Origin of the sequence: Rhizobium sp. L9 (assembly GCF_002531885.1) — a bacterium.
Lineage (GTDB): Bacteria > Pseudomonadota > Alphaproteobacteria > Rhizobiales > Rhizobiaceae > Rhizobium.
In genome coordinates, this window is sequence record NZ_NWSZ01000035.1 from 49,961 (window position 1) to 65,335 (window position 15,375).

Annotated in this window: 12 protein-coding genes and 2 pseudogenes; 4 read left to right on the top strand and 10 right to left on the bottom strand. The window is 61.2% G+C overall.

Features of this window, described 5'->3' with window-relative positions; genetic code table 11:
- Nucleotides 1-75: 75 nt before the first annotated feature.
- Both CO660_RS28535 and CO660_RS28540 read right to left on the bottom strand, forming a co-directional pair.
- Complete coding sequence (locus tag CO660_RS28535) at nt 76-492, bottom strand: heme-binding protein (protein ID WP_097601444.1); 417 nt, start codon at nt 490-492, stop codon at nt 76-78.
- Between the two features lie 84 nt (nt 493-576).
- Nucleotides 577-1,260 carry a type 1 glutamine amidotransferase domain-containing protein gene (locus CO660_RS28540; protein WP_097601445.1) on the bottom strand — a complete coding sequence of 228 codons (684 nt, stop codon included), beginning with the start codon at nt 1,258-1,260 and terminating at the stop codon, nt 577-579.
- A gap of 165 nt (nt 1,261-1,425) precedes the next feature.
- Between CO660_RS28540 and CO660_RS28545 the strand changes: the two genes are divergently transcribed.
- The 4 genes and pseudogenes from CO660_RS28545 (at nt 1,426) to istB (ending at nt 5,329) form a co-directional block, all read left to right on the top strand.
- Nucleotides 1,426-2,337 carry a LysR substrate-binding domain-containing protein gene (locus CO660_RS28545; protein ID WP_097601430.1) on the top strand — a complete coding sequence of 304 codons (912 nt, stop codon included), beginning with the start codon at nt 1,426-1,428 and terminating at the stop codon, nt 2,335-2,337.
- Nucleotides 2,338-2,671: 334 nt separating this feature from the next.
- Entirely contained in the window at nt 2,672-2,863 is a 192-nt protein-coding gene (locus tag CO660_RS28550; protein WP_097601431.1) for an adenylate/guanylate cyclase domain-containing protein, read from the top strand.
- Nucleotides 2,864-3,093: 230 nt separating this feature from the next.
- Nucleotides 3,094-4,617 (top strand): annotated as a pseudogene (istA, locus tag CO660_RS28555) (IS21 family transposase).
- Nucleotides 4,595-5,329 (top strand): IS21-like element helper ATPase IstB, encoded by a 735-nt coding sequence (gene istB, locus CO660_RS28560; RefSeq protein WP_003501246.1) that lies wholly within the window; start codon nt 4,595-4,597, stop codon nt 5,327-5,329. Before istA ends, istB begins: the two are co-directional and overlap by 23 nt.
- Before the next feature lie 334 nt (nt 5,330-5,663).
- Here istB and CO660_RS28565 read toward each other — a convergent pair whose 3' ends face one another.
- The 8 genes and pseudogenes from CO660_RS28565 to ugpC form a co-directional block, all read right to left on the bottom strand.
- Nucleotides 5,664-6,161, bottom strand: coding sequence for a GNAT family N-acetyltransferase (locus CO660_RS28565; RefSeq protein WP_097601433.1), 498 nt, complete (start codon nt 6,159-6,161; stop codon nt 5,664-5,666).
- Entirely contained in the window at nt 6,158-6,454 is a 297-nt protein-coding gene (locus CO660_RS28570; protein ID WP_097601434.1) for a DUF1778 domain-containing protein, read from the bottom strand. Before CO660_RS28570 ends, CO660_RS28565 begins: the two co-directional genes overlap by 4 nt.
- Nucleotides 6,455-6,692: 238 nt before the next feature.
- The gene (locus CO660_RS28575; protein WP_097601435.1) at nt 6,693-7,727 is read right to left on the bottom strand and encodes a LacI family DNA-binding transcriptional regulator; all 1,035 of its coding nucleotides are present in this window, start codon (nt 7,725-7,727) and stop codon (nt 6,693-6,695) included.
- A 2-nt stretch (nt 7,728-7,729) separates the two neighbouring features.
- Nucleotides 7,730-10,135 (bottom strand): glycoside hydrolase family 95 protein, encoded by a 2,406-nt coding sequence (locus tag CO660_RS28580; protein ID WP_097601436.1) that lies wholly within the window; start codon nt 10,133-10,135, stop codon nt 7,730-7,732.
- Between the two features lie 4 nt (nt 10,136-10,139).
- The gene (locus CO660_RS28585) at nt 10,140-10,967 is read right to left on the bottom strand and encodes a carbohydrate ABC transporter permease (protein ID WP_097601437.1); all 828 of its coding nucleotides are present in this window, start codon (nt 10,965-10,967) and stop codon (nt 10,140-10,142) included.
- Nucleotides 10,964-11,857 carry a sugar ABC transporter permease gene (locus CO660_RS28590; RefSeq protein WP_097601438.1) on the bottom strand — a complete coding sequence of 298 codons (894 nt, stop codon included), beginning with the start codon at nt 11,855-11,857 and terminating at the stop codon, nt 10,964-10,966. Before CO660_RS28590 ends, CO660_RS28585 begins: the two co-directional genes overlap by 4 nt.
- Nucleotides 11,858-11,915: 58 nt before the next feature.
- Complete coding sequence (locus CO660_RS28595; RefSeq protein WP_097601439.1) at nt 11,916-13,211, bottom strand: extracellular solute-binding protein; 1,296 nt, start codon at nt 13,209-13,211, stop codon at nt 11,916-11,918.
- Nucleotides 13,212-13,256: 45 nt separating this feature from the next.
- Nucleotides 13,257-14,320, bottom strand: a pseudogene (gene ugpC, locus CO660_RS28600) (sn-glycerol-3-phosphate ABC transporter ATP-binding protein UgpC).
- Nucleotides 14,321-15,375: the final 1,055 nt, after the last annotated feature.

The following is a 15,375-nucleotide window of genomic DNA, read 5'->3' on the forward strand; positions in this document are numbered from 1 at the left end:
AGCGCGGCGAGTGGTTGGTTTGATGACTGAGCGAGGTCGCCGGGCTCTGTTCCGACGACAGGCGCTCGCCGGAGATTACGAGGAGGCTACCGAGCCGGCCTCGGCGATGGCGATGTCTTCAGCGACGGTCCCACCGCTCACGCCAATTGCGGCGATCGTCCGCCCTTCAAATTGGATGGGAATGCCGCCTCCAAAAACCACGACCCTTCCACCATGAGAATGCTGGATGCCGTAGAGTTCGGCGCCAGGCTGGGCCAGTGCATTGAGCGCGTCCGTCCTCTTGTTGAAAATGTGAGCGGTAAAGGCTTTGTCGATGGCAAGCGCCGCTGAGCCTGCCATCGCCCCGTCCTGGCGAATAAAGGACAGCAGGTGCCCAGACGAGTCGACGACGGCGATTGAGCAGGCAAGATCCAGCGAGCGGGCGGCGGCGATCGACCTTTCGATCATCTGTTGGGCGTCCGACAGCAATATCGTTGCAACGGTAGTGGACATGGCAAACTCCAGTTTCTGAAGGTGATCCGCCGACACAAGCCGTCGGCAGATCACGGTGTTCCAGTTTGTTCAGGCGGTCTTGGCCTACCTCTGGCTCAAAGTGCCTAGCAGCGCCTCCGCTGCCTCGCTCGATGACGCCGGGTTCTGACCGGTGATAAGCTGGCCATCGACGACTGTGTGCACGCCCCAGTCCTTGACCTTGGAAAAGACCGCACCGAGGCCGATTAGTTCGTCCTCGACCAGGAACGGCACGACCTTCGTCAGACCGACAGCCTCTTCCTCGCTGTTGGTGAAGCCGGTGACGTAGCGTCCTTGAACGAACGGCGTGCCGTCGGGATTGGTCACGCGGTGCAGGACGCCCGGTGCATGGCAAACGAGAGCGATCGGCTTGCCGGCCGCGATGAAGGATTCGATCAGTCTGATCGAATTCGGATCTTCGGCCAGATCCCACAGCGGTCCGTGGCCGCCGGGGTAAAAGACCGTATCGAAGTCCTTCTGGTCGACGCTGTCCAGGCGCACAGTTTCTGCAAGCTGCGCCTTGGCAACCTCGTCGGCATTGAAGCGCCGCGTAAGGTCGGTCTGGAACATCGGCTCGTCGCTCTTCGGGTCGAGCGGCGGCTGGCCACCCTTTGGCGAGGCGAGGGTGATCTCGGCGCCGCCGTTCTTGAAGACATAGTACGGCGCTGCCAGCTCCTCGAGCCAGAAGCCGGTTATCTTGCCGGTGTTACCGAGAGTATCGTGGGAGGTAAGCACCATGAGGACTTTCATTGTCGGATCCTTCGTCAGATGATGCCGCGCCATGAGGCGTCGTGCCGGTTGATTTGGAGTTCGACCAGCTGCAGCGGCTTGTCGATGAGCTGATAGTGACACCTGCCCACATATTTCAGAAATTTACTTCTTTGATTTTAGATATTCATATGGAATTATATCTCGATGAGATACGATCTGAACCTGCTCCCGGTTTTCCTGGCCCTGATGGAAGAGCGGAGCGTGACACGGGCTGCAGCGCGACTGGGCATCACCCAGCCGGCGCTGTCCAATTCGTTGAACCGCCTGCGCGATACCCTGCGGGATCCGCTGTTCATCCGGGAAAGGTACGGCATAAGGCCGACGCAACTGGCCGAGGAGATCGCTCCGACGATCGAAGCAGCGCTGGCTCAATTGGACGATCTCATTTTCAACCAGCAGGAGTTCCAGCAGGAAAGCACCGAACGTCTGTTCACGCTCGCGCCCAACAGTTATGTCGAGCTCGTGCTGATGCCTGCCCTTGTGGCGCGGCTTCGTGAGCATGCGCCAGGAATTAAGCTCCGTATGACACCATTTGGGAATGACCTTGCCGAAACCGGGGTGATCTCTGGTACCACCGCAATGGTGCTTGGCCGGATCGTCGATCCGCCCGACAATCTTGTCGTCCAGCATCTGATGGACGACGGACTTGCCTGCGTGGTGCGCAAGGACCATCCTGACGTTCGAGACCGTATTTCCCGAGAACAATATGAAGGCCTCAAGCACGTGAACGTGCTTCCGCCGGGCCGGCTGCGCGCCGGCCTCTTCCAGGCATTGGGGCAACAAAACCTCAAGCGAGAGGTTGCCGTTTCTGTCACGCACTTCCTTGCCGTGCCAGAGATGCTTGCCGTCACGGATTACTGCGCAACGCTGCCGAGCCTTGTCTGCCGAAGCCTTGAACGCGATCCGCGGCTGAAGGTACTACCGGCGCCCGTCGATCTCGGCACTTTTCCAGTGCAGATGGCTTGGCACGTTCGCTATCGCCACGACCCGGCCCACAGGTGGTTGCGTTCGATGATCGGCGAACTGGCAATAGAAATGACTTCGGACGGGGCCTAAGATGGCTTTCTTGTATTCGTGTTGATGTCCGCAAAGGCCAAGCCCTACCATCCATCGTGCCGTATGCCGGTCACCAGATCCGGACTTGCCCGAGCTATCAGCAAGCGGCAGTCTCGTCGCACCATGCCGCCTGCTAGGTGCCGTCCAACCACCATTGTATGGCGGAAACCGGCCATATCCCGACGCCCGCTCGCGGACTGGCGCGGAAGATCTGCCGCCTTATCGGGCCGCTTGACCGGCCTGGCCGGCGATGTCATGGGGCGGAAATAACAATGCGGCCCGGGACATCGGAGGCTGAATTGTATATTGGCGTTATTCGATAGCCGGGGGCGATATGAGCAGGAAGCTTACAACCATCTTCGCAGCGGATATCGCGCAGTACAGCCAACATGTGGAAGACGACGAGATTGCCACCTTGGCCCACCCGGCGAATCTCCGGCAATCAATGGACGCGATCATTCGGGTGCATGAAGGGTCGATCGCCAACACGGCTGGCGACAGCGTCATTGCCGTCTCTACGTCTTGACGCAACAACGCACCCCGGAATGGGCGCAGCGGGCGTACAAGAAGGACGAAAGCGTTCAGGGAAAATCGGAAAAGGAGATACTGGCGAAATTCGATCTCGTGACGCAAGGGCATCTTGTGATTAGGCATGGAATAAGGACCCCGCACATGGGGTGATCGGCGTCCAAACGGGCCCCCCATCTGCGATGGGGTTACAACAGCCTCCGGTTTCATCGGAGGCTTTTTGTTTGGATGCTTATTGTGGAAACAATTCTGAAGATACGGCGGCTGGCCCATGTTCAGGGCAAGTCGATTAAGGCGATCTGCCGGGAGTTGGGCATATCGCGGAAAGTGGTGCGGAAGGTTTTGCGCACCGATGAGACGGAGTTCAAATACGAGCGGACCCGTCAACCTCAACCGAAGCTCGGCCTCTGGCGCGACCATCTCGATGGAATGCTGCTCGCCAATGAGGCGAAGGCTTCCCGCGAGCGGCTGACACTGATCCGGATATTCGAGGACTTGCGCGACCTCGGCTACGAGGGCGGTTACGACACAGTCCGGCGTTACGCCCGAACCTGGGCGAAGGAACGCGGCTCCGTAACGGCGGAAGCCTACGTGCCGCTCTATTATACGCCGGGCGAGGCTTACCAGTTTGACTGGAGCCACGAGATCATCGTGCTGAACGGCGTGACGACGACGGTAAAGGTGGCGCATGTCCGGCTCTGCCACAGCCGGATGATGTATGTGAGAGCCTATCCGCGCGAGACGCAGGAGATGGTCTTCGATGCCCATGACCGAGCATTCGCGTTCTTCGGCGGGGCCTGCACGCGCGGCATCTACGATAACATGAAGACCGCGGTGGAGACGGTCTTCGTCGGCAAGGAACGGCAATACAATCGCCGCTTCCTACAGATGTGCAGCCATTACCTGATCGAGCCGGTGGCCTGCACGCCGGCGTCGGGGTGGGAGAAGGGCCAGGTCGAGAACCAGGTCAATCTGGTGCGGGAACGCTTCTTCACGCCGCGGCTGCGCTTCAAATCCTACGATGAGCTGAATGGCTGGTTGCTGGACAAGTGCATCAGCTATGCCCGCGCCCATAAGCATGTCGATCAGACGGAGCGCACGATCTGGGAGGTGTTCGATGCCGAGCGGCCGCACCTGGTCGGCTATCCCGGCAAGTTCGACGGCTTCCACGCAGTGCAGGCCTCGATCGGCAAGACCTGCCTCGTGCGTTTCGACAACAACAAATACTCGGTGCTGTCCACGGCAGTCGGCCGCCCGGCCGAGATACATGCCTATGCCGATCGCATCGTCATCCGGCAGGATGGCGTGGAGATCGGCCAACACGATCGCTGCTTCGGCCGTGGCGAGACGATCTATAATCCCTGGCATTACGTGCCGGTCCTGACACGCAAACCGGGAGCGCTGCGCAACGGTGCGCCATTCCACGACTGGGTTTTGCCCGCCGCCATGGAGAAGGTGCGCCGCCGGCTGAAGGCCATGCATGACGGCGACCGGCAGATGGTGTCGATCCTCGAATGTGTGGGCCTGGACGGCCTCCCCGCCGTCGAAGCGGCCTGCCAGGAGGCGCTCGATCAGGGCGTATTCTCGGCTGCCGTCATCATCAACATCCTGGCCCGCAAGCGTGATCCGCAGCCGGCCGCCATCCTTTCCATTCCCGACGCGCTTCGCCTGACCCACGAGCCTCTGGCCGATTGCGCCCGTTACGACAGCCTCAGGAGGGCAAGCTGATATGGAACGATCCCAAATCCTTGACATGATGGGCACGCTGAAGCTGTTCGGCATGCGCAGCGCCTATGACGAGATCATGGCCTCCGGCATCAAGCGGCAGCACGAACCGCCACGCATCGTCGGCGACCTGCTTCAGTCGGAGATCGCCGAGAAGCAGGCGCGCTCCATCAAATACCAGATCACCGTCGCCAAGCTGCCGCTGGCCAAGGACATCGACGACTTCGACTTCACCGACACGCCGGTCAACGAAGGGCTCGTGCGCCAGCTTGCGACAGGAGCCTTCCTCGCCGAGCAGCACAATATCGTTCTGGTCGGCGGAACCGGCACGGGGAAGTCCCACCTGTCCATCGCGCTCGCACGCGCCCTAATCCGCAACGGCGCACGCGGCCGCTTCTTCAACGTCGTCGACCTCGTCAATCGGCTCGAGACGGAGGCACGTAGCGGAAAGCAGGGGCGGCTGGCCGACTTCATCACCAGACTCGACTTCGTCATCATGGACGAACTGGGCTATCTCCCATTCGCCCAGGCCGGCGGCCAGCTCCTCTTCCATCTCATCAGCAGGCTCTACGAGCGGACATCGATCATCGTCACGACAAACCTGGCCTTCGGCGAGTGGCCGGCCGTATTCGGCGACGCCAAGATGACCGCCGCTCTGCTCGACAGGCTAACCCACCATTGCGAGATCGTGGAAACCGGGAACGAATCCTGGCGCTTTAAAAACCGCTCTCAAAGCTAAAGCCGAAAAGACAAACAACCCGCGCCCGCAGGCCCCTGCGCTAAATGGAGAGCTCCGGGCCTACGCGCGCTGACCCGATGCAACCAGAGGCAGGGGTCCCTTTTGGGAGCCGATAAGGGGTCCCGTTACGACGCCGATTGACAGGGAGTCCATAAGCGCGGCGGCGAAGGCATCCGGGTAGCGGCAATTTCACGATCAATGGCAAGTCGTCGTCTGGGGCAGTTGAAAGGACTAGAACCCGCGGCCTCAATTGAGGTCGGATCCTTCGGCCGAAAATTCAGCGACTTAGAAGCGAGATGGAATGCATTCGACCGAAATTAATGATCATTTCCGCCTAACGGTTCAGCGCATTATTGAGGTCATGCAATCCGACCATCAGCATCATGGGGTCGGACGGAGAAGACAGGAAGCCGACGGCCTCGTAGAAGGCTCGTGCGTCATCTGAAATCGCATGAACGAGCATACCTCGGATGCCAACTACTTCAGCGGCATTGAGCAGGCGCAGGCCCGCGTCGCGCACCAATGCCCTGCCGATACCGCGCCCTTGGTAGGATTGATCAATGGCGAGGCGACCAAGCACAGCGACGGGAATTGGATCTGGCATATTACGCCTAAAGCGGCCAGGCGCTTCCGGCTGCTTGATGGCGCCGGAAGCGAGCGCGTAATAGGCGATGACGCGGCTCTCCTCACACACGACGAAGGTCCGTGATGCGCCGCTTGTTTGATTAGAACGGGCGCGACGTCGCAGCCAGTCGTCCAGTTCAACGACTCCGGAATTGAACTCGGCCAACTCATGATGATCGGTCAGGGGGGCCGGTGCGCTGAGGGTCACGCCTCATCCCACGGTGCTTTGGTCGACATGGTGCGTGCTAAACGCTCATTGGGCTGCGTGGGTGCATCGAGCCGGGCAAGGTATTCAGCATAGATTTCGGGGCTTACCGTGAAAATAGTGCGGTCGTGCAGCACTTCCTCGGCTCGGCGCTCGGAAGCTTCCAACATGAAATCCGTTCGCGTCTTCCCAAGCAACTCAGCGGCTCGATCAATCAGATTGCGGGTCGCAGGCTTTATGCGCATATTCAGCGGTACGCTTGCGTCCGAGCTTTTGCTCGTGTGTGAGGTCGGCATGGCAAACTCCTGTTGCACCGATATAGCGTAACGACAATATCTTTACAAGGTCCGTAAAGGCATTGTCGTTCCACAATTCGCGCGTTCCTAATTCGCGGCATTTAGCTCGCCTAAGCTCTTGATGGGATTGAACCATCGATCACGCTATTCCGTCGTGCGGCATATCGTTGATTTATGGAACCAGGCTACAGTTCCTGCGCAGACGCGATCATCTGTCGACCCAGATTGAGGCAGAGTCTCAACGAGCAGGCGGCGCTGTCGAACCGCGCAGCACGAATTCGACCTCCACCACGGTCTGAGCATGGTCCCGTCCATGGCTCTGTTTCGCGTAGAGATGATCTATGCGGCTGACGATCTGGTCGACGGGCATGCTGAGCGAGTCGATGCCAGGTCCTATGAGACGGAATGTGTCGCAGTCACCAAAGCTGACGATCGACAGGTCTCGCGGCACGGAGATGCCGCGCTCCTGCACAAGGTCGAGCAAGCCGAGCGCGCTAAGATACGAGGCGCACACTATCGCCGTGGGCGGATCGTTCATGTCGAGCAGTTCCATCCCTGCGAAATACCCGGTTTCCCGGGACCATTCGTTTCCGACGATGAGAGCTTCGTCCACGCCGGGACCGCTTGCCAGGGCGCGCGTGTAGCCGTCGAGCCGCCCGCGGGCCGAACTGTGCCCCGGTCGCCCTGCTATCAACCCGATCCGCTTGTGACCGAGACCGATCAAGTGCCCGACGGCCTTTTCCATGCCGTTGGCGTCGCCGAAGAGAACGCGGTCACAGTTCAGGCCTGGGAGATCGTTGTTGAACAGGATGATATGAGTATCGAGTCCGCGGAGCAGCGGCGAGTCCTGCATCGCTGCGAAGTCACCGGACGCGATAAGAGCCTCGATGCGGTGCTCCGCGAAGAATCTCAAGGCGTCCACCATGATCTCTGGACTGCCGTCGTGGGTCAGCGGTATCACAATGCGCCCGCGGGACTGCATCCTGGTTGTCAGTGCCGCGAGGATATCTATCTGGAGCTCGTCGTAGGATGACACGAGGAACCCGACGAGGCGGCTTGCCTCCTTGCGTATGGTGGCGGCCGCGACATTCTTGACGAAGCCAAGCCGCTCGATCGCCGCCTCGATCCGCTCCTGGCTCCCGGAACGGATGGGCCTTCCATTGAGGTAGCGAGACACCGTCCCGACCGCGACCTCTGCTGCCCGCGCGACATCATGGATCGTGGGCTTCTTTTGCGAGGCGGCCTTGCGCGCGGAAGATGTTCGCAGATCCAACTCTAGTTCGAGCCCCCTGGCACACGAGAGAGGCGACCGTCCGCGCCCCGCTTCAAACTCATCTCATCTCCGGCCTCGAACTGCAACACGAACGACTGGTCGCCGTGGCGGAAAGCCCGCTCCTGTCTGGTTTCACTTCGCACCCGCAGCTCCTGAAGGGCGCTGGCAACCCACAGCATGTCGATTTCAAGCCGTCCTCGACACCGCAGACCTCGCGCCTCCCCGCACGACCAGGCTGCGGGGAGCGCTGGTAGCAGTGCCACCTCTTCCGTCTGACTTTGGACCAGCATTTCGGCGACGGCCCCCGTGTAACCGAAGTTGGCGTCGATGTTGAATGGCGGGCAGGCCGTGAGGAGGTTGGGGTAGATTCCGCCACCGACATGGGCTTCAAACTCAACCGTCCAGTCAACCGGATTGAGAAGGTGGCCGATGTTGCGGTAAGCCATTTCAGCCTCTCCCAACCTCGCCCAGAGTGCAGCTTTCCAGGCGAAGGACCAACCTGTCCCGGGGTCGCCGCGTTCGACGAGCACCCTGGCGGCCGCCGCCGCGAGATCGGGTGTCGTTCTGGGCGAAATCTGGTTGCCGGGAAACAAGCCATAGAGATGCGAGACATGGCGGTGCGGATGCTCGGCCTGGGGCAAATCCTCGCTCCATTCCATCAACTGTCCATCCGCCGCGATCCCGATGTCCGGCAGACGCGGCGCGGCCGCCTTGGCCGAACGCGCCACGGCATCCGAAAGCCCGAGGGCTTCGGCCGCGTCCGCGACGGTCGAGAAGAACTCGCGAAGAAGGGCTATGTCCATCGACGCGCCGATGCTCAATGCATGGCGGGTGCCGTCGGGGAGAAGGTAGCTGTTCTCCGGCGACGTCGACGGCACGGTCGTCAATGTGCCGTCCGGCAGCTCCACGACCCAATCCAGGTAGAACTCAGCCGCGCTGCGGATGATCGGCCACGCCGTCTCTCGCAGGAAGACGTGGTCGCCGCCGAAGAGATAATGTTGCCAGAAGTGCTGGCAGAGCCACGCGCCACCGAGGTTCCAGAGGCTGTAGCGGATCGGATGGTCGTGCGCGCGCCCATGAAGCACGCCCACAGGCGTGGTCTGGTAGCGTCCGTCGACCTGGTGGTGCGCGACCCAGCCGCGCATGCCGTACAGGGCCGCCGCAGTCGTCGTTCCGGCGACGCTCAACCTTTCGACGAAATCGAAGAGCGGCCCATGGCATTCAGCGAGATTGCATGGCTCGGCGGGCCAATAGTTCATTTCGAGGTTTACGTTGAGCGTGTAGCTCGACCACCAAGGCGGCTGGACGCGGTCGTTCCAAATTCCCTGCAGGTTGATCGCCCGGCTCCCCGGGCGGCTCGCGGAGATCATGAGGTAGCGGCCGTAGTTGAAGAGCAAGGCCTCGAGACCGGGGTCGCGGGCTGCCTCCGCCTGGCGACGGAGCCGCGCATCGGTGGTCAGTCCAAACACGTCGGGGGCGGACGCGAGCGTCAGCGACGCCCGGTCGTAAAGTTTGCGGTGCGAGTCGACATGCCGCCGCAGGAGGTCGGCGTAGCCCCTGCCCTCAGCAGCATGCAGCCTGGCCCGGCAGTCATTCTCCAGCGCTTCGGTATCGCGGCCCACCGAGGTCGCCACGAGCAGCGTGAAGCTGCCGAGGGCGACGAGGCCGCCTCCGTCGGGCTGGCGCAAGCCGTCCGATACCACGCGGACCATCGTACAGCAGCGGAGGGGCGGTTCGTCCTCGTAGAAAATGTTTTCGCCGTAGCGGTTCCTGGCATCGACACCGGGCCAGTCCACCATGGAGGGCGCGTCGGCGAAGACCATCATGTCGCGCGCACGGTTTTCCCGAGAGTGCCGGGTTTTGGCGGTAAGCGCGAAGGCGGTCCGCGCATGTTCCGCTTCCGTGAATTCGGCGTGCAGCACCAAGACCTGGTCAGGATGTGACGAGAAACAAGTCCGTCGGACGCGACCGACGGACTTCGCCATATACTCGGTCTCTGCCGTGGCAGTGTAGAGGTCGAGACGACGGGCATAATCCGAGACCTCGCTATGGCCCCAGTCGATCCTGAGGTCCGCGCCAGGCAGATATGGCTGGTTGAACTCCGTGAGAAGCTTTTGCTCCACCAACGCCTCGGCCCCGCCGACATCTCCGGCAAACAGCCTCCTGCGCACCTCGGCCAGAACCAGCGGTCCTGCCTCCGAAGCTTTAGGCGCGTCCCTGCCCGCCCAGAAGCGATCGTCGTTCAGGCAAATGACGTCACGTGACGTCGCTCCACTAATCATCCCTCCGAGCCTGCCGTTGCCGACGGGAAGCGACTCGTTGAAGTTCCGGCCAGGCTGATCATAGCGCAGCACATGGCAGCCGTTGGCGGTCGCCCCGTCGATGCGGGGCTTCGTTTCGCTATTCATCCGGTTATTCCTTTACGCCGCCCGCGGTGAGGCCCTGAGTGATGAAGCGCAGGCCGAACAGGACCACGATGAGCGCCGGGACCGCGAGCAGGACGAGACTTGCGTTATAGCGGCCGATTCCAGTCGGGGTCGCTCCAAGCACTTCCTTAAACCGGAGGACCGCCTGAGCCGCCGTCGTCTGGGTGACGTCTGTCAGGAACAACGAAGGGAGGAGGAAGTCCTGCAGCGACCACATGATGGAAAGCGCGCCGAGATTGATGAGCGCCGGACGGCTGAGTGGCACGAAGATGTCGAGGAAAACCCGGCGATGCGATGCCCCGTCAATCAAGGCCACCTCGATGAGCGTCCTCGGTAGGCTCTCCGCGTAGTTGCGCACGAGCAGGACGCCGAACGGTAGCGTCATGGCAGCCTCGGGAAGGGCGACGCCGATCATGGTGTCGCGCAACCCCGCCTCGCGGGTGATGAAGAACAGCGGGATCAGGATTGACGTGAGGGGCACCGCCATGAACACCAGGACGATGTGGTAGAGCACTTCCCTGCCCTTGAACTCGAAATAGGTGAAACCGTAGCCCGCGAGCGCGGAGATCGCCACGACCACCACTGCGTGGAAGACCGCGATCACGAACGAGTTCAGATAGGTGCGCAACAGCGAGACGCCGCCAATGCTCTCTGTCAGAACGTCGATGAAGTTCTGCGCGCCATTGAACGCGAAGCCGCGGGTCACCGCCGCGATCAAAGGCAGAGACCAGACCGCCGCAAGGAAAACCAGGAGTGCTGTCATGAGGATGCGTTCGTGCGGCCTGCGGTACAGGAGATCGCGGGACGGGTTCATGGCCGATCGTCCTTGTGTGAGAAGCGCATGTGGAGAGCTGAGAGGATCAGCGTGACGATCAGCGTGACCACCGCGGCGGCGGAGCCGTAGCCGACGTTTGTGCCGGTTGTGGAGAAATTGTAGACATAGGTGCCGGTTATCTCGGTCGCCCCCGCGGGTCCGCCTCCGGTCGAGAAGAAGACGATTTCGAATGCCCGGAAGCTGGTGAGCAGCGTAGAGACGACGATCGTCCTATGCGTGCCCTTCATCAGCGGGAAGAGGATTTCGACGTAGAGACGCCAGGTCGACGCTCCGTCGATCACCGCGGACTCGATCAGCGAGGTATTCATCGTGCTGATGTTTGCAGTGTAGTAGAGGATCGGCAGTCCGATGACGTAGACGAAGAGGATGATCACGACCCCGTACGCCAGCGTCGGATCGATCAGCCAGCTTTGCGCCATCCAGCCGAGGCCGACGTCGCCGAGGAAGACGTTGACCGCGCCGAAACGCGTCTCGAGCATCGTCCTGAAGACCGAAGCGACGAGCGCGAGCGGCATGAGCGCGGGAAGCAGGAAGACCGTGTAGAGCAGCGTCTTACCGCGCCAGGTCGCCGACAATGTCACCGCGATGAAAAAGCCGATCGTCAGTGCCGCAGCCACGCTCACGCAGGCGAAGATGATGTTGTTGACGAACGCGGTGAGGAAGCGCGGGTCGCCGAGTAGGAGCACGAAGTTCTGCAGTCCGACCCATTTCCCGTTCACCAGCGCCATCGAAATACGCTGCAGGCTCGCATAGACCAGGAAGCCCGTGGTGAAGAAGTAATAGACGGCGAACATCAACGCGAGCGGGCCGAAGAAGAGCGCGGCTTCGCGTGATTGCAGTCTGTGGATGATCGACTTCTGGCCAGACATGACGTCTCCTTGCTTGCCTGAGCGCCCCGCGCGGCGAGCGCGCGGGGCGTCGTGCCCATCAGAGGGCGTTGGAGTAGCGACCGCTCTCCCACTCGCCCTGGAGGAACTTGGCTTGGGTGTCGGTGTCGGTTCCGCTCGTGATCGACTTGATGATCGCGTCGCCTACTACGTTCGAGAAGTCCGACACGTTGTTTCGGTCGCTTGATGCGTTCAGAAGGAGACCGGAGACCACGCCGTAGTCCTTCGCCGCCTGCTCGTTGGAGAAGATGCCGTCAGGCAGCTTGTAGCCTTCCTTCGAGGGCACGACGAAGAGCGTGTCGGCCCACTGTCCGACGCCTTCACCCGAGGTCATGAATTCGACGAACTTCACCGCCTCCGCCTTGTGGGCGGAGTTTTTCGGCACGGAGAGGCCGACCTCGATGAAACTGCGGATCGCAGGCTTGCCGCCGTCGAGGATGGCCGGAAGCGGTGACACGGTGACGTTTTCAAGCTTCAGGCCGTTGGCCTTGCGGAAGGGTGCCGAGACAGCGCCCATCTCCCACGTACCCTGGAGGAACATGACCGCCTTGCCCTGCTGGAAAAGCTCAACCGCGCGGCCGTAGTCGAGGTCGAGCGTGTCCTTGCCGAAGATGCCGTCCTTGTAGAGGCCGACGGTCGCGTCGAAACCTGCCTTGAACTCGGGGCCGTCGAACTTGCCGCCCTTGTCGTAGCGCAGCGAGTTGAACCAGCCGGGCGCGCCCTGTTCGATGATGGTGTCTGAAATCTCGTCGAGGAACCAATTGGCTCCCGTGAAAGCGACCGGAACGAGGTCGGGCCGCTTTTCCTTGATCGTCTTGACGAAGGCCGCGAGTTCCGCGCGGTCCTTAGGCACCGAAAGGCCGAGTTCTCTCATAAGGTCGAGGTTGTAGTAAGCGGCGACCGAGCCGAGCGTTCCCATCGGAGCGATGTAGAGCTTGTCGTCGCCGGAAAGCAACTTCGCCTGCATGATCGACTTCGCGACGAGCTGCTTTTCGATCGGCGAAGTGCCATACTGGCCATAGAGTTCGGGCAGCGGCTCGAGGTATTCCTTGACGAGCTTGACCATGCTGCTCGTCTGCACCGCGGCGACGTCGACCGGGTCGCCAGACGACAGCGCAAGCGGCAGGCGGTCCTGGTAAGCAGTGGACTCGAGGAAGGTGACCTTGACGTCGATGTTAGGATTGGCCTTTTCGAACGCGGCGACCGCCTTGTCGACGACCGGAGCGGGCGGTGCCCAGGTCCAGAAATTGATGGTCGTCTTGTCCTGCCCCATGGCCAGCGAGGCGCATGAAGTTGCAAGGACGGCGGCGATGGTAGCTAGTCTGGTGATGTGCACGGTCTTCCTCCCGGTGAGTGCCAACAAGCGTCTGTGTCCACCGCACTACGGTGACGGGGTCTCGACGCGGGACCCCGATGCATCGAAGAGGTGAAGGCGGGCGAGCGGCAGCGAGACGTCAATCGAGCTGCCTTGGAGCGAGCGGGCGTTTCCGCCTATCCGCGCGACAACGGGCCTGCCCGCAGGAACCCGTTCCGCCGAGGTTGCGAGGTGCAGGACGGAGTCCGCGCCGAGCGTCTCCACCAGCACGACATCGCATTTTAGCCGGATCGCATGAGCGTCATCGGCCGGGCCTAGCAGGATGTCCTCGGGGCGCACGCCGACCTTGGCGACACCCGGACCGAATCCGACATCCGCGCCCGGCAGGTCGGAAACTTCGAAGATGTTCATCGGAGGCGCGCCGATGAAGGTCGCGACGAACAAGTTGGCGGGGCGATCATAGACGTCCTGCGGTCGACCAACCTGCTGCACGCGGCCCGCGCTCATGATCACGACGCGGTCCGCCATGGTCATGGCTTCGATCTGGTCGTGTGTCACATAAAGCGTCGTGATCCCGAGCCGCCGCTGAAGGCGGGCGATTTCCACGCGCATGTGCATCCGCAGCCGCGCGTCGAGGTTTGAGAGCGGCTCGTCCATGAGGAAAATCTTGGGGTCACGCATGAGTGCGCGGCCCATGGCAACACGCTGCCTCTGCCCCCCGGATAGAGCACCAGGCTTGCGATCGAGCAACGCGTCGAGTTCGAGCAGTGCCGCGACCCCCCCGCCCGGGTGGCGCGGTCCGCTTTGGAGACACCGCGGAGCTTGAGGGGATACTCGAGGTTGGCGCGGACGCTCATGTGAGGATAAAGCGCGTAGTTCTGGAAGACCATCGCGATGTCGCGATCGCGCGGATGGGTGTCCTGCATGGCCTTGCCGTCGATGACGAGGGTTCCGTCGGTGATCGGCTCGAGCCCGGCGATCATGCGCAGCAGCGTCGTCTTTCCGCATCCCGAAGGTCCGAGCAGAGCAACGAATTCTCCCTTTTCGACCGAAAGGTCCACGGCGCTCACCGCCGTGTACGACGGTCCGAAGCGCTTGGTAACGCCGTCAAGGCGAACGAACTCTCCCAACTGACTCACTCCTCTTTCCAAGCCAATTGCCTAATGCTAATTGATATCGATGTCAACTAACGTTGAATATGAAAATACAAATGCGGTAATATTCTTTTATTGTCAGCACTTTAGAGTACGAACAAAACATGACATCGGTGCTTTGTATGTGAAGCCACCCCATCTCATGCCTCTATTTTCATGTAGGTGCCGCAGCATTCTGCAGCGCGCTGATCGGCACTCATGATCAGCGCCCGACGACCACCTTGATCAAAGCGTCGCGGATTCGGCGAGCGCGGGAAGTCGTCCGGAGCGGCCTGCAGATCGAGTCCGACCGAACGCAGCGCGGTCGCGACTCGACCTTCTGATCGAGATTTTTTGTTACTTCTGGAGTGGCGATCCGGCGGTGGCCCGACTCCGAGACGCTATGGTGATCGATCATGAGTTCGCGGAGGCGCTGCTCCAGCGTAGCGAACGGCGCAGAAGAATGATCGCGGACCTGGTCGCACGAATAACAGGGGAACATTCAACAGGCGCAGCTCTCCGGAGCGAGGTCCATCGAAGATGTTTGCGCCATCATAACGGACGCCGCTAGGGCAGCCATCATAAGAATCTCGTCCCCAGGCCAGGGCCCCAAATGCTAGGACTTCCCGGGCTAGAACTTCGTCAGGCTCTGATCGGTGGAGGAGTGCAAATAGTCGGCGCTGTGCCCTCGAATGCGGTGCGCTCGACCTGTTTGAGCAAGAGCTGCCGGACATCTCCGTTCTGCGTCCATCTTGGCGAAGAGCGTGTCACCCGCGATGATTTGGAAGTGGCTTCGACGTCGCGACACATGTTGCTCTTGAGTGGACTCGAACCATTGACCCGGTGACATCCATCGTGCGGTATATCGCTTGGAACCGAGCCACTGCGGCGGGAATACAATACCCTAACAAGCTGACGGCATTACTATTTTCTTACGGGCGGCGAACTGCCCAATTTTGTCGATTGGCAAGGAGGTCGTCGACGACGGCGGGATCGGCAAGCGTCGAAGTGTCGCCGAGGGCACCGAAATCGTCCTCGGCGATCTTGCGCAG

Coding starts and splice junctions, on each gene's coding strand:
- CO660_RS28535 (WP_097601444.1), bottom strand. CDS start 492: ATGTCCACTACCGTTGCAACGATATTGCTGTCGGACGCCCAACAGATG.
- CO660_RS28540 (WP_097601445.1), bottom strand. CDS start 1,260: ATGAAAGTCCTCATGGTGCTTACCTCCCACGATACTCTCGGTAACACC.
- CO660_RS28545 (WP_097601430.1), top strand. CDS start 1,426: ATGAGATACGATCTGAACCTGCTCCCGGTTTTCCTGGCCCTGATGGAA.
- CO660_RS28550 (WP_097601431.1), top strand. CDS start 2,672: ATGAGCAGGAAGCTTACAACCATCTTCGCAGCGGATATCGCGCAGTAC.
- istB (WP_003501246.1), top strand. CDS start 4,595: ATGGAACGATCCCAAATCCTTGACATGATGGGCACGCTGAAGCTGTTC.
- CO660_RS28570 (WP_097601434.1), bottom strand. CDS start 6,454: ATGCCGACCTCACACACGAGCAAAAGCTCGGACGCAAGCGTACCGCTG.
- CO660_RS28580 (WP_097601436.1), bottom strand. CDS start 10,135: ATGAATAGCGAAACGAAGCCCCGCATCGACGGGGCGACCGCCAACGGC.
- CO660_RS28585 (WP_097601437.1), bottom strand. CDS start 10,967: ATGAACCCGTCCCGCGATCTCCTGTACCGCAGGCCGCACGAACGCATC.
- CO660_RS28590 (WP_097601438.1), bottom strand. CDS start 11,857: ATGTCTGGCCAGAAGTCGATCATCCACAGACTGCAATCACGCGAAGCC.